Source organism: Blautia sp. CGZ-1-C1, from assembly GCF_056504575.1.
On sequence record NZ_JBWLUT010000116.1, the window covers coordinates 95,171 to 115,455 of the forward strand.

The window sequence follows — 20,285 nt, forward strand, 5'->3', positions numbered from 1 at the left end:
TGCAGACATATCAAATCGATTTCCTATCTGCTTCAGAAGATTTTTTATAAAAAATAATTACAACAGTCTGAATACCTGCTCTGCAGTTGCAGCCATATTTGCTTTTGCAGTGTCCGGATCCATTGCTTCTTCCAGTGTGGAAATTCCGCGCACGATTGGAAAGAAGGCATCTATTCCTACTTCATTGCAGGCAACTGCCTCCTTCGTAACACTTCCTGCAAATGCAATGGTTTTTGCGCCATATTTCCTGCCAAGCTTCGCAACGCCCACCGGGGCTTTTCCCATGGCAGTCTGATGATCCAGACGACCTTCCCCTGTCACAACCACATCTGCATCCTTCATCTCATCCTCTATATGGACAGCATCCAGAATAAGCTGTATTCCCGGTGTCAGCTCTCCATCCAGATAATTCAGAAATGCAAATCCAAGTCCGCCTGCCGCACCTGCACCTGCTGCATTCTGGTTATCTTTACCAATCACTTTGGCAGTAACCTCTGCATAGTTTTTCATGCCTGCATCCAGAACCGGAAGGATATCGGAGGTAACTCCCTTCTGCGGTCCATAGATATATGTAGCTCCCTGAGAACCGCAGAGAGGATTGATCACATCACAGGCAATCCTGAAATTACACTGGGAAAGAAGTTGCTTTTTGTCTGAAATTTCTACAGATACAATCTTTGCAAGTGCCTGTCCGCCTTCTCCGGCATCCTCTCCCTTTTCATCCAGAAATCTGTAGCCAAGTGCTTTCAGCATACCCACTCCGCCGTCATTAGTGGCGCTTCCGCCAATACCGATAATGAAGTTGCGGATACCTCTGCCGATTGCATGAAGGATCAGTTCTCCCACTCCATAGGTGGTAGCGGTCATAGGCTCCTTCTTATCTGAAAGTGTGATACCTGCTGCTGTTGCCATTTCCATGACTGCGGTATTACTTTCCCTGAGATATCCATAATATGCCTGAACCGGCTCATGATAAGGACCTGTAACTGTCACATCCACACGTTCTCCCTTCAGACCTTCGATCAGCGCATCCGTAGTTCCCTCTCCACCGTCAGCCAGAGGTTTTACGATCACTTCTGCGTCCTTTTTTGCTGCAAGAATACCTGCTTTGACAGCCATTCCTGCTTCCATGGAAGTCATACTTCCCTTAAATGAATCAACTGCAACTACAACCTTCATAGCCAAAACCTCCAACTATTTCTATTATTTAAGACGGGTGATACATATTATGTTCTTTCTCCAGTTCTTTATAAAGCTGCATACAGTTCCAGTTCTGATTATGCTCCGTCAGAACTGCCTTGTAATCCACAGGTGTACCTGCTTTCCGCAGAGTGTAAAGCACCTGGTCAAACAGATTCCCGGTGATTCCTGCAAGAATCAGCATTTCCTTCTCCATCTGCTCCTGAGGTATCAGCGCTGATGGAATCTGTACCTGAGAAACGTCCTTTACTCCTGCCAGATATCCGATTGGCTGACTATAGTCCTGAGTTTCTACAGTTTTTAAACGAATCTTAAAAGGCAGTAATGCCATCTTTAACTTACGAAGCTTCTGCTGATCCTGAAAATTTATTAATAAAATAGTTGGTTTCATATAAACACTCCTTCTGATACAAGTAAATCCCCACCTACTACTTATTGCTCTTTACAATTGAAGCAGGTTCTTCCTTGATTTAGTTAAATAATTACAACTATTATACCCTCTTCACCTGCACCTGACAATCATAATAGCCTGTATAGGACTTTTTATGTCACAGGAATATTACAAAATAATTTCCGGCAACGCAGAAAAACAGGCTTCGATATCTGTATCATCGATGCCTGTTTTTCTGTGTTACAATTTGGAGCGGCATGGCTTTATCAATTACAAACTATTTCGCAGGATGTTCCTTGAGCATTTCGGAAACACTCCCACTCAAATAAGAAAACAACGGGAAATATTGTAATTCACACATTATTGTGGTAAAGTATTGTCGTGTTATTTTTCCATATCAGGAAACGAAAACGAGGAGGGAACAAATGAAAAAATTCTATTCGTGGTATAAAAAACATATTACCACAGCAATCTTTACCGGACTGATCCTGGGTATCATTACCGGTCTGTTTCTGGCAAACCGGTTCGAACCGGTTCTTACCGTCACAAGTCTCATAGGAAGCATTTACATGAATGCCCTGAACATGATGATCTTTCCACTGGTCTTCTGTTCCATTATCATGGGTATCTCCAGTATCGGAAATGCCCGCACAACCGGCAAGATCACAGCCGGTGCCATGATCTTTTTCCTGTGCACCACAGCACTTGCCAGCCTGGCAGGACTGATCATCCCGCGACTGATCCATCTTGGCGAAGGTGTTAAATTCGAGATGGCAACTTCCGACATCCAGGCAACTGAGATGACCAGCATTCTGGACACCATCAAAAACCTGATCCCATCCAATCCGGTTGCAGCTTTCGCAAACGGAAATATGCTTCAGGTACTTGTATTCGCAGTCATCGTAGGCTTCACACTTATCGCTATCGGTGAAAAAGGTAAAGCACTTCTGAATGTAATCGATTCCTGCAATGAAGTCTGTCTGAAAGTCATCAGCACAGTTATGTACTTCACACCTATCGGTGTATTCTGTACTATCGTTCCTGTTGTAGAAGCCAACGGTACAGAAACCATCATTTCACTGGCAACTCAGCTGATCATCCTGTATGTGGCATTCTTCGGATTTGCCCTGGTCATTTACGGCGGCTCCGTGAAATTCATCGGCAAAGAAAGCCCTGTGAAATTCTTCAAAGCAATGCTTCCTGCAGCTCTGAACGCATTCGGAACCTGCTCCAGTTCAGCAACCATTCCCATCAGCAAACAGCGTATGGAAGATGAAATGGGCGTATCCAACAAAATCACAAGTATCGCCATTCCTCTTGGTGCTACTGTAAACATGGATGCCGTATCCATCCTGATGTCATTCATGATCATGTTCTTCGCTAATGCATGTGGAATTAATGTAAGCATTTCCATGATGATCGTAATCCTTCTGGCAAACGTACTCCTGTCAGTCGGAACCCCTGGAATCCCGGGCGGTGCCATCGCATCCTTCGCAGCCCTGGCAACTATGGCAGGCCTGCCGGCAGGTGTTATGGGTGTTTATATCAGTATCAATACACTCTGCGATATGGGTGCTACCTGCGTTAACGTTATTGGCGATATGGCAGGCTGTGTAGTTCTGAAAGAGAAAATTAAGCTTGAGGATTAATACATAAGGAATACAAAAAAGTTGTTGTATCTTTTCATATTGGAAATGAAAAGTACAACAACTTTTTTATCACCCTTTAACAGCTCCGCTCATTAAACCATTCTCTATTTTTTCCTGGAAGAAAATATACGCAATAATTACCGGAATGGTTGTAAGACAAATTCCTGCCATGCTGGAACTATAATCTGTACTGTATTCTCCAAAAAATGCAAGAAGTCCCATAGAAATAGTACCTTTATCTTTATCAGAAATAAAAATAAGAGGAAACAACAGGTTATTCCATACCTGTATAAAATTAAAAATTGAAACACTTACAATTCCCGGAACTGACAGTGGCAAAATCATCTTAAAAAATACTTGATAAATATTTGCTCCATCAATTACCATCGCTTCTTCTAATTCTGTCGGAATTCCATTCATAAATCCAGTAAGAATCAAAATTGTCATTGGAAAACAAAACGCCGCATAAAGCAAAATCAATACCGGATAATTATCCATAATTCCAAGTTTTCCAAAAATATAAGACAACGGAATTAATACCGCCTGAATAGGAATCATCATTCCTGAAATAAACAGTAAATATATTTTTGATTTTCCGCGAAACTTAAATTTTGCCAGAACATACGATGCCATTGCTCCAAAAAGACATGATATCGCAAGAGTTCCAACTGCAAGAATAATTGTATTCAAAAAATATCTTCCTATATTTCCCACATTCCATGCAGTTAAATAATTTTCTATCCGTAATTTCTTAGGTAAAGCAGTAAATGATGAAAATATTTCCAAATTTCCTTTAAAAGAACAGAAGATTGAAAATACCATCGGATAAATATTGATCAAAGCAACTATAATAAATATCAGAAATCCTATATAATACCCTGCGGAATGTTTTTTTGTTTTCATGATCTATCCCCCCTAATATTCTATGGATTCTTTCTGATTCATAAGTTTCAAACTAAAAATAGAAACAGCAGCACTTAATACAAAGATGACCGTAGCAATCGCACTTCCAGTTCCATAATGACCATATCTATAAGCTTCATTATACATTAAAAGTGCTGGTACAATAGTACAGTTACTGGTTCCTCCTGTAGGTGTCAGAATGTATACAGTATCAAAAATCTTTAATACTCCAGTGATCACCATGATCGTAGACATTTTTAATGGTTCCCAAAGCATTGGAATATAAAGATTCCAAATCTTTTTCCAGCCAGTTGCTCCATCTAATTCTCCTGCTTCCAAAACAGAATCCGGTATAGAAGTAAGACCAGCCAAACAAATGATCATATAATATCCTACACTGGTCCATGTACTGACAACAATCAGACATATCAAAGAAGTTTTAGGATTAACCAGCCACTGCTGAATATAATTTCCAAGTCCAATTTTAATAAGAAGACTATTCAGAATTCCCTTGTCAGTAGGAAAATAAATAAAATTCCATAACAATGCTACTGCTGTCACTGATAAAATCATAGGAATAAAAAATGCAGCTTTAAAAAATCTCTGTCCTTTTTTGAAATGATGGATCAGTAATCCAAGTCCAAATCCAATAGGAACCTGCAAAATAACACTTACAACAACGTAAATAAGAACATTCTGCAACGACTTAAGAAAAACTGCATTATGGAACAGATTACTATAATTCTTAAATCCTACAAATTTAAGCGGCACCGCCTGAAGCCCAGGCCAGTCATTAAATGAAAAATAGACAGACATAACTACAGGTATCAATTCAAAACAAAGATAGATCAATACTGCAGGTATCAAAAATACCGCAATAACTTTCTTATTTTTCCTTATTTTTTCCAAAATAACCCCTCCTCTTTTCTATTTTTGAGTAAACAAAAGGAAGGGTGCTCTCCCCCCCTTCCTTTTGCTTTATCTGTCAGCTCTGTGGACGGTTTGCATCAATATCTGCCTGAATAGTCTGTGCTGTATTCTCAGCGGAATCAGACAGCATCATGTTCAAAATTCCATTTCTTGAAGTATCTACTAATGTAGAGCAGGTATCATAGTCAAAATATTCTCCTACAGAATCTTTAATAGTACCTGTATATTCAACCATATCTTTGAAAATCTGCGGTGCGTCTTCCGATGCATCAATATCTTTATATGGAGCAACTCTCATCGCTGCATTCATACGTGCCTGAATAGACTCTTTAGATGTCATATATTTCACCAGTTTTAGAGTTGCCTCTTTTTCCTCATCACTCATAGTTCCTGAAAGCATCCATCCGGAAGTATATACTACATGTGTATCTTTATACTCTGGTTTATCTTCAAAGTATGGGAATGCAAAGAATGAAATATCATCCAAAATTTCTGATTCAGTATTAAACATTTCAGGAATGATAGGGCTGCTGTGAGAAATCATTGCTACTTCTCCGGTGAGGAACTGATTCATCTGAGTATTATAATCCATTCCTTCAAATCCTTCTGCAAAAGCACCTTTATCTTTTAAATCTTTTGTAATCTGCAGGCATTCTACTACATCATCATCCGTCCATTTTTTCTCGCCAGTACCCAATTTTATAATGCCATCTCTTCCGATTCTTTTAGCAAGAATATTATTAAAGATATGTCCCATAACCCAGGTATTCTTTCCGCCTACTCCAAACGGAGTAATTCCGGCAGCAACCAGCTTATCAATATCCTCATACAGTTCATCCATTGTTTCTGGAGTTTTCTCAATACCGGCTTTTTCAAATAAAGCCTTATTGTAGAAAATAGCATCCACATTCAGTTCATTTGGCAATGCATAGATTCCATCCACTCCATAAGCACTCAGATCATATGTATCTAATGCTCCATCCAGGAACGTGTTCTTCCATTCTTCATCTTCGTTAAGTGAATCTGTCAGATCCAACAGAACTCCATTCTGTGCCCATTCTTTCAGGCCGGCAATTGCCGGATAATAAAAGATATTTGGTGTTTCTCCTGTAGATAATGCAACTTTCAGTTTATTGTTATAAGCAGATTCCTCATAAACAGAATCGTTCTGAACTTCAATATCAGGATTTTCTTCCATAAATGCTGCAATCTGGTCTTCATAAACCTTTGCTATAGGTGTATCACCACTGTCACGGCTCATAAATGTAATCTTAACTTTATCTGCTGCAAATACCGGTGTAATAGATGATAATGCCATTGCTGCCGCTAATACAGCCCCTAAAACTTTTTTCCCTGTCTTCATATAAAAACCTCCTCTTTTCCTTACTAATTTTTGTAACAAACAGCAGTCATCTGATGTCCCTTAATCTCTTTTAGAGTAAATTCAAGTTTTTTTCCATCCTGTACAAATGGAACTTCCTGTTTATCGGGTATTGTATAAATTTTCTCTACTTCACGTTCTTCTGTCATAGTAATCTTAAGATTATATAAAGGAATAATATCATCAACAATCTCAAGATTTTTACATTTCTTCACCGGTACATAATGAAGTACATGTACAATTCTTCTGTTCTCTTGTTCCTGATCTAACACTGTAACTTGTGTTGTTGATGGTCCATTATGCTGAATCAGCGGATTCGGAAGCATTCTGTCTAATTCATTTCTCAGGATCTTTTTATACCATGCAGGTGCCCAGTTCTGATATGTTGTAAAAATCGGATGAATAAAATACGCTGTATTTTCTGTTTCCACAATACCAGGATATACTTCTTTTCTTCCTGATGGAGAATGAAGATGAGAACAAAAATGTTCATATGTACGATTAAATACCGGCGGGATTACTTTCTGGACAAACTGAGCCTCATCTGTCGCTTCTACAAGTGTTCCTTTGTCATACATTACATGTTCTGCATCTGCAAGACCCTTTGCCAGATGTTCTTTCGGCCATATAAAATCCGGACTATATGGTGCATCTCCAAGATATTTTACTGCCAGTTCTGAGATCATAAATTTCTGGTGATCTTTGTCAAGACCAGACTGATAACTTGCCAGTAATTTGCCTCCTGCATTTATATAAGCACTCAGTTTCCGGCCTAATATTTCATCTACAGGAATTACATCCGGTAAAATTAACAACCTGTATTTTCCAAAATCAGAAGTACTGTCAATAAAATCAAACTGATATCCATATTCCATCAGAAGTCTTGCCACACCTTCAGATGCACCTGGAATCTGTCCTGCTACGCCTGTAGCATAAAATTCTTCTGCTGTAAAAACACCAATTTCAGATACTGGTTTTGCATTCTCACACCAGGGTTCTTTTTCTTCTACAGATTTATAAACCCTTCCGATCTGCTGATACATATCCTTATTCAATTTTCCCCAGTAATCCATCTGGTCACCAATCGTACATTTGCATCCATGGGAAAGCATGGAAAATACTTCATATTCCATAGCTGCCTCATTACGAAATGCATGAAAATCGCCCCATTCTGTGTGGAATCTGCTTGTCAGTCCAAGACACTCTTTTCCAAAATTCCTCATATATTTAGCAGAAACAGGAAAATCAAGATATCCCCATTCTACTCCCGGAAGAGATTCAAAAGAAAAATACGAATAATCCTTTATCACTGGTTTATCGAGATATCCAACATGTCCTTTGTTATAGCAGACATGAAAATCTGGATTATATTTTTTTGCAAATGCGGTCAGATCTTCGACCATATCATAATAAGTCCACCTTGCAAATTCCTGACGGTCTTCCTTTTTTGCAGGATTCAGACCTTTTTCCCGCATAAGTTTCTGGCAGGATGGACAGCAGCATTCATTCATAAAAGCTGCATCATACCATACTCCATCTCCCGGAATCGTTTCCAGAACTTCTCCGAACTGCTTTTTCAAGAAATCACGATACGGTGTATTTACACAAAGGTTTTTATAAAAACCAGCCTCAAAATACCCCTTTCCCTTATAGTCCTGAAGTGCTCCGTTTTCATCAATACAGATCCATTCCGGATGCATATCTGCGATTCTCTTGTTCCAGCGAATGGTTGTATAAAGGTTTACCTGTATTCCACGTTTTCTGCAGGCTTCAGCCTGTTCTCTCAACAAATCTCTGTGTGCCAGATGAGGATGGACCATTTCCGGAAACATTTTGGAATCATAATATAAATTTCCGTGATGTCCACAAGAAAACAAAGTAATAGAATTCACGTGCGCATCCGCAAGAGTCTGGGCAAACTCTTCCGCATCAAATTCTGAGCAGACCCCCTCAATGGCTTCACTGGTGTGAAAATCCAGATGAATTTGTCGAAATGGAATTTCCTTTTCAGCCATTTCCTTTTACCTCCTGTCTTTTGATGAGACAAGATTACCATTTTTGTGCTATTACGTGAATGTAGATTCTTTGGACGTCTGGGAAATATTTTGGATAATTACATTTTTCTCTCTTCCTGGTACTTAGACGGAGAAATACCATAATACTTTTTAAAATTCTTGCTAAAATAATAAACGTCACTGTATCCTATTGACTCTGCAATTTCTATAAGTGTTTTATCCGGATACTCTGTAAGATATTTCTTTGCCTGTTCCAGACGTGTCTGAGTCAAATACTTACTTAATGAACATCCTTTTTCTTTTTTAAATATATTACTTAGATAACTCGCATTCACCCCAATTGTATCTGCTACCAGATTCAAGCTCATATCAATCCTACTATAATTACTATCAATAAAATCTACTGCATCATTTACTTTTTTCTTTGTTGCAGGAAGTTTATTTTCTGCTGCACATATGCGGCATTTTTCCAATATACACATTAATACACTTCTAATTTCTTCAATTTCACCATTATTCTGCAATCCTGTTAATTGTCTCTGTTCTTTTTCCACAACTAAAGAAAAATCAACTCCCAGTTCAGACATATACAGACAAATATGGATCAGAATATCCGTAGATATATATACTGCTGTGTCAGAAAGGACATTCTGTTCTTCCATTTGAATAAACATTTCACCTATCTCTTTTGTGAGCATTTCATATTCATTTTTTCTGATATAATACAAAAATACTTCCGAATCATATAACGATGATCGTATAAATTGAAACATATCTACTGGCTCGTAAATCAGAATTTTCTGTTCTGTTTTTCCTTTTCTGGCTGCAGAATATGCCTCCTGATAGGCCGCTTTCAATTCTCTGATGTCTGAAAATACCCTGCTGATTCCTCCATTCCAGTTCCTTTTACTATTCATAATTTCCTGCATATAAGTACAGAGAAGCTGAATCTGATATTCCATATTCTCTTCTCCAAATAGAATAAAAGCATATCCTTGGTTCATAGAAATCATTTCATATACCGGAAAATAATCCTGGATTATTTCTTCCATTTCTTCTGCCATTTTGTTATTCTGTTGTTTATTTTCAGGTCTAATCAAAGCCACTGATAATGGTTTATCAAACGGAATCTTCATTTCCTCCCATTTACTCTGCTGATTTTCAGAAGGTACCATACCTGAAAGCTGTTCTAAAAGAAACTGATCCTTTTGCATTTTCTTTACAGAAGATTTCTGTCTATAAATATGTTCCAGTTTTTCTTTACACTTCTGAAGCTCTTTTGTTAATTCTTCAGGGTCCAACGGTTTCAGCACAAAACTGACTGCTCCAAAAGAAAGTGCCTCCCTTGCATATTCAAATTCACCATAAGCGGTCAATATAATTTCTTCTGCTTCTCCGCATATTTCCATACCCAGACTATTCCAGTCAACTGTTTTTTTCACTAACGCTCTCTGCAAAAATTCATCATCTACAAGGAATACCCTCATTTTCTATCCTCTTCTCTCTTAAAATCTACAGGAATGCACACTGTTGCCTTCGTTCCCTGACTCAGTTTACTTTCTACTGTAAGACCATATTCTTTTCCAAAATAAATCTGCAATCTTTGTTGAATATTAAATAATCCAAATGCTGAGCCTTTTTCTCTGTAATCTTTACTAAACAGTTCTTCTAATTTTTCTTCTGGAATTCCAAGCCCATTATCTGACACCTGAATAAAAACCTTATTCTTCTCTTTCCATCCTTTGATTCGGATAATTCCTTTTCCCCTCATTTCCTTTATACCATGATATATAGAATTTTCTACCAATGGCTGAAGTGTCAGTTTTACAATCCACTCCTGCAAAATTTCATTTTCTATATCAATCTCATATTCTATTTTATTTCCATATCTGACTTTCTGTATTTTTATATAATTCTCTATATTTGTTATTTCCTGTTCCAGCGGTATTAATGTTTTTCCATCGCTAAGTGAAGTTCTATAAAATGTACCAATCGCCTGAATCATGATAAATGCTTCATCCGGACAATTCATTTTGATAAGCGAACTTACACTATTCAATGTATTATATAAGAAATGTGGATTAATCTGTGCCTGAAGTGCTGCAAGCTCAGATTTTCTTTTTGCCCGTTGCTCTCTATATACCTGATCAACCAGCTGCCTGATTTGTTCAGACATCTTATTAAACTCTTCCGATAATATTCCAATTTCATCCTCATACAATACAGGAACACGTACAAAAAGATCTCCTTTTCCAAATTTTTTCATGGTATCTGTCAAATATATCAAAGGCTTTGTTACACTGCGAGAAACCCTCAGGCTGAAAAATGTGCTGATTAAAGCAGCAATAATTCCTACTACATAAATAATCTGTGTCATCGCTTTCCCGGCTTTTGTAAGTTCATTCACTGGTGTCAGACCAATCATAAGCCAATCCAGTGTAGGGATTACTGACGCTGTCACAAGATATCTTTTACCGTCAATCCTGAATACTTTTCCTCCTTTTTTATTATCTTCAGCCCATTGAAAATACTCTTCTTCCGAAATATTTCCTGATACATCCTGATCATTTTCTATTTTTTTGTTTCCATCTGTATCAGCAATCAGATAACTGCCTGTCTCCCCATATCTGATATGTGCAAAATTATTTATCAGAAGTGGCGACTGATATTCTATAAGAACATATCCTTTAATAAGTCCCGAATCGTAATCTCTATAATATCTGATATAACCAATTCCATTTTTCTCATAATCTCCCAGGGATACTTCATATAAATCCAACCATTTTACGTTATAATTCTCTTTTATTATGTTAAAAAACTGTTCGTATTTTGATGCCTCAGATCGAATACTGTTAGAATTTACCATATGTCCATATGAGTCAAAAACAGAAATACTGCTATACTGTTTATCTGGATACAATGCATCCAAATAATCCAGACGTTTCTCTACCTGCATTTTATATTTTAACTGATCTGCTGATTCCTCAGAATCCTGTAAAAACCAGTTTTGTATTGCTTCATCTGTTAATATTACCTTAGCTATCTTTCCCGAATTCTCTAATATACTCTGACTGTTATCAGACACTATCTCAAACTTTTCCTTATAGCTTTCGCTGGTGATATTTAATACTGATTTTTCGTATAAAAACTGAATCAATACAGTTAATACAAGGATTGTGAGAAAAAAGAAGCCAATACTTGTAAGAGAAAATTTTTTCGCCAAAGACAGCTCATGATATTTTTTACGCATTCGCACCACCCCCACTTATTAATCCAACATTACCCAAAAAGCCGATACACTGTTTCCGTCAATGTATCGACCCTTAATGATTATTTCCTTTTTATTTACAGATACTGACTAAATTCCACCTTCTCCTTATTCGGTCCTTCAATTGTAAAGAACTTCACTCCATTTTCCCAGAATGGCAGGAAATGAATGGTATCTTGTGTAGAATTTAAACCAGCTTCATTGATATACTGGAAAATCTCTTCAATATCTTTTACGTCAAGTGCAACATGATCGATCGCGCCATGCTCCATTTTCGCTGCATGGTTCTCATAAGTCTCCACTACCAGAGTTCCCAGTTTCAGGAAAACAACCTTCTCGTTTGCTTCCTCATTTACTGTCTCAAATGCTGTTTCAAAACCTAATTTGTGATAAAATTCTACTGTTTTATCAATGTCATTTGTCGGAATTCCAATGTGCTGTACCCCTGTTGAGTAGTTCTTTAAATCCATAGTTTTTGCCCCTTTCTGCTGATCCTTGTGACTTTTTGTCGCTCGTTATGTCAGACTGCTTTTCATAATCCGTTACTGAGAACGCAATAACCAGTAACCATAATCAGACTTTTCAGTCACTTAATATCTCATTTTTTTACAATATACGCAGAGAATTATTCGGTTGTCAAGTGAATTTGTAACTTCTATTTATACTTTATTTTATCCTCATCCATGAATAAACGTTCCTATCCCTTTGTCAAAAAGACTCTAAAGCTATTATTTCACGATTATATTTTGTGCAAAATTCCCATAACATAGAATCCCAATAACTGATAGAATAAATACGACAAAAAATGTCGCTTATCCATTGTCAGACGGGTAGGCGGCATTTTTGCGTTTATATGGAGTTTTTTATTATTTTATGAGGAGGGCTTAACTATGCCAAAAACAAAATTTCAGGAATTTATTTTCACCCTTATCACATCCGGCTGTATAATCTTTATCATGGGCGTTTATAACGTCGCTATCCACACCGGTGGACTTCAGGCGGCTACATTCAGTCACGCACTGCATTCTTTTCCGCTGGAATGGTTCATCGGATTCCTCTGCGCATTCTTCATCGCCAGCAAAACATCCAAATATTTCGCGTTCCGCGTAGCCAAACCAACTGACCGCCCGATCTTCATCATCCTCTGCATCCAGACCTTCACCGTCTGCACAATGGTACCGCTGATGAGCCTGCTTGGAACCATCGAATCTTCAGGAATCACTTCAAATCTCATCTTCATCTGGCTCCAGACCATCTGCCTGAACTTCATCATAGCCTACCCACTGCAGATCCTGGTTGTCGGACCATTCTGCAGATTCGTATTCCGTCACCTGTTCGTATCAGCAGGTCAGGAAAATGAAGGTAAAATAGAACATGAAATGGAACAGCAAGGATTTGCGGAATAAGTCCATATAATAATAAAGAGAGGGTGATTTCTCGCCCTCTGACTTTTCAGGTTCTCTCTTTATGGTGGAGACTCACCAGCTTTTTTAGGTTCTCCCTTTGTGGTGGAGACTCACCGCTTTTTTAAGTTCTCCCTTTATGGTGGAGACTCACCAGCTTTTTAGTTCTCTCTTTATGAAAAAGATTCACTAATTTTTGAAATTTCAAATTTCTATTATATTATACTCATAAAGATAATTATCAGCAACATTTTTTCTGCGCAATTTTCGTCAAACATTAAGACAAAAAATCATTTTGTGTTTTCTTAAAATCCATGATATATTCTTCTTATATTTTCATCTAATTTTACAAGCAAAAACTCACTTCAAACGAAAGGATTTTTATATTCATGGACTTCTACAAACGCGCCTCCATCGTCTGCCAAAACATCCCTTACGGCACCGTCGTCACCTACGGTCAGATTGCCCTCCTCTGCCAGAAACCCAAAAACTCCCGTCAGGTAGGCTACGCCCTCCGCACCGGCAAACTCGACCCAAACATCCCCGCCCACCGAATCCTGAACGCCTCCGGCATTCTAAGCGGCGCCACCTCTTTCGAAACCTACGACCAGCAAAAAATCCTTCTCGAAAGTGAAGGAGTAACTGTCATCCGCACAGACAAGGGATGGAAAACCGACCTCAAAAAATATCAGTGGAAAACTACCCTTGACGATGCTTTGTATTTTGAAAGTGTATTTAAGCAAAATAACATATAAACAAAACAAGTAAGTTCTCTGCTTATTGTTTTTTACAGTTAAAACAGAAAACTTACTTGTTTATACCATCATTTATTCCAGTATCTCTCCAGCTTTATAACATTCTGCAATATAATCACGTGACTGATAATAAAAATCCGTATTATAGTCCGATATACTTTCATCTATCCAGGAATGATATACTTCCCATACCCCTTTCATAATCTTCTGATCCTGATAACAATCTTCAATCACCCGTTCATAAACTTCACCGATCGTCCAATAATCCGGAACACGATACCTGCACTCTCCAACATTATCAAACTCACCCTCTGAAATCTGACATTCTTCTACAAATTCTGATGCAACCTTCTCAATTGGTTCACAATGAAAAACATCCGCATAGTCATAAATCCGCTCCAGTGTTTCTCTCCCCATCAAATCCAGAACCATACAACGTTTCTGTTTCCGAATACGCCCTACATATTCAATCAAACTACACGTATAAAATAAATTGCTGTTATTTCTTGTTCCCATAAACTTCCTCACTTCCCATAAATGTTAATGTATCTAATGCAGAAATTGTATGACAACTAATCTGATGCGTTGGATGATTAAACTTTGCAAGCTCCCAGAATGCAGCCCTTGTTATTTTCCCATCCACAAAAGCCTGTACATAATTGAAGATTGTATCTTCAACCATAGGTCCCTCTACAATATCATAAGTATGCGATTTTCCCGTTCTGCATGCTGCAATAAAATCAAGCCATTCATCCGTCATTTTTTCAAACTTCAAATACTTCAATGCAGGATTCGGAATATAATCATAACTATTCACATATCCCTTTTTCCCATATCTGGTCGCCCACCGTTCTGCCTGTTCCTTATAAACAGTACAATAAAAACCGAAATAAAAATCTTTATTAAAAACCGCTCTTCTCACCTCAGGAAATCTAACGATTTCTCTACTTCCATGAAACAACACCATCTAAATTATGACCTCCCCTTCCTAATTTTATAATCACTGTATGTACTCATGTCATAAGTATATATCATCCCCTACCCTTCCACAACCACCCCAAGAAGAAATTGGCTCCACCCAATTTCTTCCAACAAACTCATTCTTCTAGCACATCCAATAATCAGCGTGAAGCAGCATCTCTCTGCAGGTGAATTTGGAGGGGGCTTAGTAACTCTTAGACGGGGGAAATCCGCGTTATGAAGAAAAATAGCAACCTGTCTGAGCGGAGTCTGCGACGGAGCGAGTTTTGCATTTTTCTTCATGCTTTTAGCGAATTTCCCCCACCTTAGAGTTACTTAGCCCCCGGAACTGAACCTGCAGAGAGATGCTGCTTCGCGCGTCCCCTCTTGCGCTGTGTACGCCCCACACCAACAAACTTCCCCCAAATACTTACAAAAACCTCTTGACTTTCAAAACAAACAGCGTTAAAATTGCTTTAGCTTTTTAAACAGCTAAACCTATAACGCATAAATTCAACGAAGGGAACCAGTAAAAACAGTCCCCCTGTCCTCAGAGAACTGCAGTCCGGTGAAATGCAGTGACAGACCTGTTTCGAATATCATCCCCGAGAAGGAAAGCCGAACCCTTGAATACAGCCATCACAGATATTGCCGTATTCACAGTAAGCTTCCCCGGCCGCCCCCCGTTACAGGAGCCGCGTATATCGGTACGTTGCAGAATCGTACTTGTTTCAAAGGTGAAACAGGGTGGTTACGGAATATCATATGTCCGTCCCTGCATGGGGCGGACTTTTTTTATGTTATAGGAAATTACTCCATAATATTCCTATAACATAAAAAAGCCCTGACACACGAGACATACTTTCTTTTCCAGGCTGTCGATCTGAAACCGAAACACTACTTCTGTTTTTCGCAGACAACAGAATTCACCACAGATGAAAAATGTAACTAATTACATATTATAACCATTACATTCCATCTGCCTTGAATCTGCTCCAAATTCCGAAAAACAGCAGCAAATTTTTTGAGAGGAGTAGAGAGCATGAAAATCTACAAAAAAATCATGAACGCACTGGCTGCAGTAGAAAAGATCGTCCTTGTGATCTCCACACTGCTGATCCTGGTGCTGACTGTGGGAAACGTATTTTCCCGTAAAGTCATCCACCGTTCCTGGTCCTTCACAGAAGAACTTGTAGTAGCGGTATTCGTACTCATCACCCTGCTGGCAGCCGCACTGGCCTGCCGCGAAGGAGAACTGGTCAGCCTGACACTGGTCACAGACCGCCTTCCAAAGAAACTGAAGAAACCATCCGTGATTCTGATCACAGTCCTGAGCATCATCTTCAGCGTCATCCTTTTCAAATACGGAATGGACAAAGTAATCACTCAGCTTCAGAATGGAAAAAGAACCTTCGTATTAAACTGGCCTGAATGGATCTTCTGGTCCTTCGTACCCATCGGTGCAGGATGCATGATTCTTCACTTCATTGAATTCTGTCTGGACTTCTGCTGCAAAACCGACAGTGCCAAAAATACCGACAACAGCACAAAAAGTAACATGAACACAATCACAACAGACAAAAAGGAGGCCAAATAAATGATCAGTGCAATCTTATTTATCTCCTTCTTCATATTCCTGATCCTGGGTGTACCCATCGGAATCTGCCTCGGACTTTCCTCCGTATGCGCAATCCTCTACTCCGGTACATCCCTGACGATCGTAGCAACCAACATGTACTCAGGAATCAGCAAATTCCTGCTCCTGGCAATCCCATTCTTCGTACTGTCAGGAAACATCATGGCAAAAGCCGGTATCTCCAAACGACTGATCAAATTCGTTGATACCTGCGTAGGCCACAAAAAAGGCGGTATCGCCATCGTATGTGTTATCGTAGCCTGCTTCTTCGGCGCCATCTCCGGTTCCGGCCCTGCAACTGTTGCAGCTCTTGGCGCCGTACTGATCCCTGCAATGGTAGAACAAGGCGGTTTCTCCGCACCATTCTCCACAGCACTGATGGCAACCTCAAGCTCCATCGCCATTGTCATCCCGCCAAGTATCGCCTTCGTTGTATATGCCTCCATCACAGGCACATCCATCGCAGATATGTTCATGGCAGGTATCGTACCAGGTCTTCTTATGGGCGTGGCACTGGTAATCGTAGTAATGCTGGAAGCAAAGAAACACAACATCAAACCATCCAGAGAAAAAGCCTCAGGCAAAGAACGCTGGGACGCTTTTAAAGATGCTTTCTGGGGATTCCTGATGCCGGTCATCATTCTGGGCGGTATCTACGGCGGTATCTTCACACCAACAGAAGCAGCAGCCGTATCCGTTGTATACGGACTCTTCGTAGGTATGGTCATCTACCGCGAAGTTTCCTTCCGCGATATGTTTGACATTCTGGTAGACTCAGCAAAGACAACCGGCGGTATCATGCTCATCGTAGCAAGTGCCTCTCTGTTCTCCTTTGTATGTACCAAATTCGGTATTGCAGATGCCGCCTCCAATTTACTTGGAAGCATCGCACATAACCAGTTTACCTTCCTGCTGATCGTAAATATCATCTTCCTGATCGCAGGATGCTTCATCGATGCAAACTCCGCTATGTACATCTTCATCCCGATCATGCTTCCTGTATGTAAGGCTCTTGGATACGATATAGTAGCATTCGGTGTTATGGCAACTGTAAACCTTGCAATCGGACAGGTAACTCCTCCTGTAGGCGTAAACCTTTTCGTAGCAATCAGCATCAAGATCAAAAAAGGTCTGGAAGTTACTCTGCAGGAGATCTCAAGGGCAGTTGTGCCAATGATCGCAGCCTGCGTTGCAGTTCTTCTGATCGTTACATACATCCCGATCACCTCCACTTTCCTTCCAAAAGCTCTTGCAAAAGAAGGCTCCTACACAGGTGATCAGTCCTCCGCTTCCTCTGACACAGCTTCCAAGGAGGCAGGAGACGGCAATAACTCCTTTGACACAATCGCAGATTACAGCGACCTTGACTGGCCGGAAATGACCTGGAACTTCGCATGCTCCACTACTGAGACAAGTACATGGGCTGATGGCGGACGTAAGTTCGGTGAACTGATGGAAAAAGCCACAGGTGGCAAAGTCAAAGTCAACATTTACGCTGCTGACCAGCTTACAAACGGCAACCAGTCCGAAGGTATTCAGGCTCTGATGAATGGGGACCCGGTTCAGATCTCCATGCACTCCAACCTGATCTACTCTGCATTTGACCCACGTTTCAACGTTGTTTCTCTTCCGTTCGTCTATGATTCTTACGACGATGCAGATGCGAAATTCGACGGCGAAGCAGGTGCAAAGCTGAAGGAAATCCTCAGTGAATACGGACTCCACTGCATGGGTATTGCAGAGAACGGTTTCCGTGAAATCACAAACAGCAAACATGAGATTAAATCTGTAGACGATATGAAGAACCTGAAGGTTCGTGTAGCAGGTTCCAACCTTCTGATGGAATGCTACAAGAGATGGGGTGCTGATGCCACAAACATGAACTGGTCTGAAACCTACACAGCACTTCAGCAGAACACTGTTGAAGGTCAGGAGAATCCACTTCCCGCTATCGACGCAGCAAGTGTTCAGGAGGTTCAGCCTTACTGCTCTATGTGGGATGCAATTTATGACTGTCTGTTCTTCTGTATCAACGAAGACATCTACAACAGCCTCACACCAGAACAGCAGGAAGTTGTTGACGAGGCAGGACAGAAAGCAGTTGAATATGAGCGTTACATCAACCGTTCCGGAGATGACGAGATCAAAGAACGCTGGGCAAGCCAGAACGGTGTAACAATCACAGAGAAAGAAGACATGGACATCGATTCCTTCAAAAATGCAGTTGACGGTATCGATGACTGGTTTGTAAACGAACTGAAGAGCCAGGGCTATGACGATGCCCAGGATCTGGTTGATCTTTTCACAAAGGATTCCTTCAACACAGTGGAAGATTACAGTGATCTGGACTGGCCGGAAACAACCTGGAACTTCGCATGCTCCACCACTGAGACAAGTACATGGGCTGACGGCGGACGTAAGTTCGGTGAACTGATGGAAAAAGCTACAGGCGGCAAAGTCAAAGTCAACATTTACGCTGCCGACCAGCTGACAAACGGCAACCAGTCCGAAGGTATTCAGGCTCTGATGAATGGTGACCCGGTTCAGATCTCCATGCATTCCAACCTGATTTACTCCGCATTCGATCCACGTTTCAATGTTGTTTCTCTTCCATTCATCTATGATTCTTATGATGATGCTGATGCAAAATTTGACGGCGAAGCCGGTGAGAAGCTGAAAGAAATCCTCGGTGAATACGGACTCCACTGCATGGGTATCGCAGAAAACGGTTTCCGCGAACTGACAAACAGCAAACATGAAGTGAAAACTGTTGACGATATGAAGAACCTCAAAGTTCGTGTAGCCGGTTCCAACCTTCTGATGGAATGTTACAAGAGATGGGGTGCTGATGCTACTAACATGAACTGGTCTGAAACTTATACAGCACTTCAGCAGAACACTGTTGAGGGTGAGGAGAATCCACTTCCTGCTATCGACGCTGCAAGCGTTCAGGAAGTTCAGCCTTACTGCTCTATGTGGGATGCAATTTATGACTGTCTGTTCTTCTGTATCAACGAAGACATCTACAACGACCTGACACCAGAACAGCAGGCTGTTGTTGATGAATGTGGACAGAAAGCAGTTGAATACGAGCGTTACATCAACCGTTCCAGCGATGATGAGATCAAAGAACGCTGGGAATCCAAAAACGGCGTGACATTCACAGAGAAATCTGATATGGATATCGATTCCTTCAAGGAAGCTGTTGACGGCGTTGACGAGTGGTTCGTAAACGAACTCAAGAGCCAGGACTACGACGACGCTCAGGATCTGGTTGATCTGTTTACAAAATAACACCTTTATCCAATTAGAAAAGTTAATATCTCCATAAAAATAAAAGAACAGGGTATGAAGTTTCATCAAATAAAGATGAGCTTCATACCCTGTTTAATTATTTATATAATTTAAGTATTAGAACATAAAGTACTTGATATCTTCTCTCTTTAACGTTATACTGAACTGGTATAATTGAACAGACTCCGGATGCGAAGTTTCTACCCTTGCCTTCCAGTTTTATGAAAGGAGGGGATGCCTGATGAACACAATGGAAGTTCTTACTTTATTATTAGTAATCTTTACGGCATTGACTTACATAGATCAACATAAAAAGAAATAAGCATCCAACTTTGGGCGGTGGGATGCTTAAATTCTTTTCACATTAATTTTACCGAGGGCAACCGGAACTAGCTTCCGGTCAACTTCTAAGTAGATTATACAATGGAGCACTTGAATTTTCAAGTGCTCTTTTATAATAATTCAGATAGGATTCCACATGTGTTGAGTCAATCGGATAT

General features: G+C 39.9%; 16 protein-coding genes. 5 read left to right on the top strand and 11 right to left on the bottom strand.

What is annotated here, in order from left to right; all coding sequences use genetic code 11:
- Positions 1-57 precede the first annotated feature (57 nt).
- Both AC058W_RS10945 and AC058W_RS10950 read right to left on the bottom strand, forming a co-directional pair.
- Complete coding sequence (locus AC058W_RS10945) at positions 58-1,179, bottom strand: glycerate kinase family protein (RefSeq protein WP_173699744.1); 1,122 nt, start codon at positions 1,177-1,179, stop codon at positions 58-60.
- Between the two features lie 28 nt (positions 1,180-1,207).
- The gene (locus AC058W_RS10950; protein WP_118411487.1) at positions 1,208-1,591 is read right to left on the bottom strand and encodes a DUF3783 domain-containing protein; all 384 of its coding nucleotides are present in this window, start codon (positions 1,589-1,591) and stop codon (positions 1,208-1,210) included.
- A gap of 425 nt (positions 1,592-2,016) precedes the next feature.
- On the opposite strand from AC058W_RS10950, the gene AC058W_RS10955 reads away from it, so the two are divergent.
- The gene (locus AC058W_RS10955; protein ID WP_118411488.1) at positions 2,017-3,240 is read left to right on the top strand and encodes a dicarboxylate/amino acid:cation symporter; all 1,224 of its coding nucleotides are present in this window, start codon (positions 2,017-2,019) and stop codon (positions 3,238-3,240) included.
- Positions 3,241-3,309: 69 nt separating this feature from the next.
- Here the strand turns inward: AC058W_RS10955 and AC058W_RS10960 are convergent, their stop codons facing one another.
- From AC058W_RS10960 to AC058W_RS10990, 7 genes are all read right to left on the bottom strand, one after another.
- The gene (locus AC058W_RS10960) at positions 3,310-3,930 is read right to left on the bottom strand and encodes a carbohydrate ABC transporter permease (protein ID WP_182364448.1); all 621 of its coding nucleotides are present in this window, start codon (positions 3,928-3,930) and stop codon (positions 3,310-3,312) included.
- Positions 3,931-4,155: 225 nt separating this feature from the next.
- A complete protein-coding gene (locus tag AC058W_RS10965; protein WP_019163153.1) occupies positions 4,156-5,052 on the bottom strand; it encodes a carbohydrate ABC transporter permease in 897 nt (298 codons plus the stop codon).
- A 76-nt stretch (positions 5,053-5,128) separates the two neighbouring features.
- Entirely contained in the window at positions 5,129-6,436 is a 1,308-nt protein-coding gene (locus AC058W_RS10970) for an extracellular solute-binding protein (protein WP_118136217.1), read from the bottom strand.
- 23 nt (positions 6,437-6,459) lie between these two features.
- A complete protein-coding gene (locus tag AC058W_RS10975) occupies positions 6,460-8,469 on the bottom strand; it encodes an alpha-amylase family protein (protein WP_019163155.1) in 2,010 nt (669 codons plus the stop codon).
- 98 nt (positions 8,470-8,567) lie between these two features.
- Positions 8,568-9,956, bottom strand: a complete 1,389-nt coding sequence (locus AC058W_RS10980; protein WP_479390078.1) for a response regulator transcription factor — start codon at positions 9,954-9,956, stop codon at positions 8,568-8,570.
- Positions 9,953-11,719: a sensor histidine kinase gene (locus AC058W_RS10985; RefSeq protein ID WP_118419937.1), complete on the bottom strand. Its 1,767-nt coding sequence runs from the start codon at positions 11,717-11,719 to the stop codon at positions 9,953-9,955. The genes AC058W_RS10980 and AC058W_RS10985 overlap by 4 nt, the downstream gene beginning before the upstream one ends.
- Positions 11,720-11,814: 95 nt before the next feature.
- Positions 11,815-12,207, bottom strand: a complete 393-nt coding sequence (locus AC058W_RS10990) for a VOC family protein (protein WP_118411490.1) — start codon at positions 12,205-12,207, stop codon at positions 11,815-11,817.
- Between the two features lie 420 nt (positions 12,208-12,627).
- On the opposite strand from AC058W_RS10990, the gene AC058W_RS10995 reads away from it, so the two are divergent.
- Positions 12,628-13,143 carry a DUF2798 domain-containing protein gene (locus tag AC058W_RS10995; protein WP_118136222.1) on the top strand — a complete coding sequence of 172 codons (516 nt, stop codon included), beginning with the start codon at positions 12,628-12,630 and terminating at the stop codon, positions 13,141-13,143.
- Between the two features lie 386 nt (positions 13,144-13,529).
- Positions 13,530-13,895: an MGMT family protein gene (locus AC058W_RS11000; protein ID WP_118411491.1), complete on the top strand. Its 366-nt coding sequence runs from the start codon at positions 13,530-13,532 to the stop codon at positions 13,893-13,895.
- A 72-nt stretch (positions 13,896-13,967) separates the two neighbouring features.
- On the opposite strand, the gene AC058W_RS11005 is transcribed toward AC058W_RS11000, so the two are convergent.
- Both AC058W_RS11005 and AC058W_RS11010 read right to left on the bottom strand, forming a co-directional pair.
- Entirely contained in the window at positions 13,968-14,411 is a 444-nt protein-coding gene (locus tag AC058W_RS11005; protein ID WP_118411492.1) for a hypothetical protein, read from the bottom strand.
- Complete coding sequence (locus AC058W_RS11010) at positions 14,395-14,862, bottom strand: DUF3990 domain-containing protein (RefSeq protein WP_019163165.1); 468 nt, start codon at positions 14,860-14,862, stop codon at positions 14,395-14,397. The genes AC058W_RS11005 and AC058W_RS11010 overlap by 17 nt, the downstream gene beginning before the upstream one ends.
- 1,035 nt (positions 14,863-15,897) lie before the next feature.
- Between AC058W_RS11010 and AC058W_RS11015 the strand changes: the two genes are divergently transcribed.
- Positions 15,898-16,452 carry a TRAP transporter small permease gene (locus AC058W_RS11015; protein WP_008705255.1) on the top strand — a complete coding sequence of 185 codons (555 nt, stop codon included), beginning with the start codon at positions 15,898-15,900 and terminating at the stop codon, positions 16,450-16,452.
- Positions 16,453-19,785, top strand: a complete 3,333-nt coding sequence (locus AC058W_RS11020; RefSeq protein ID WP_479390079.1) for a TRAP transporter large permease subunit — start codon at positions 16,453-16,455, stop codon at positions 19,783-19,785.
- Positions 19,786-20,285 lie beyond the last annotated feature (500 nt).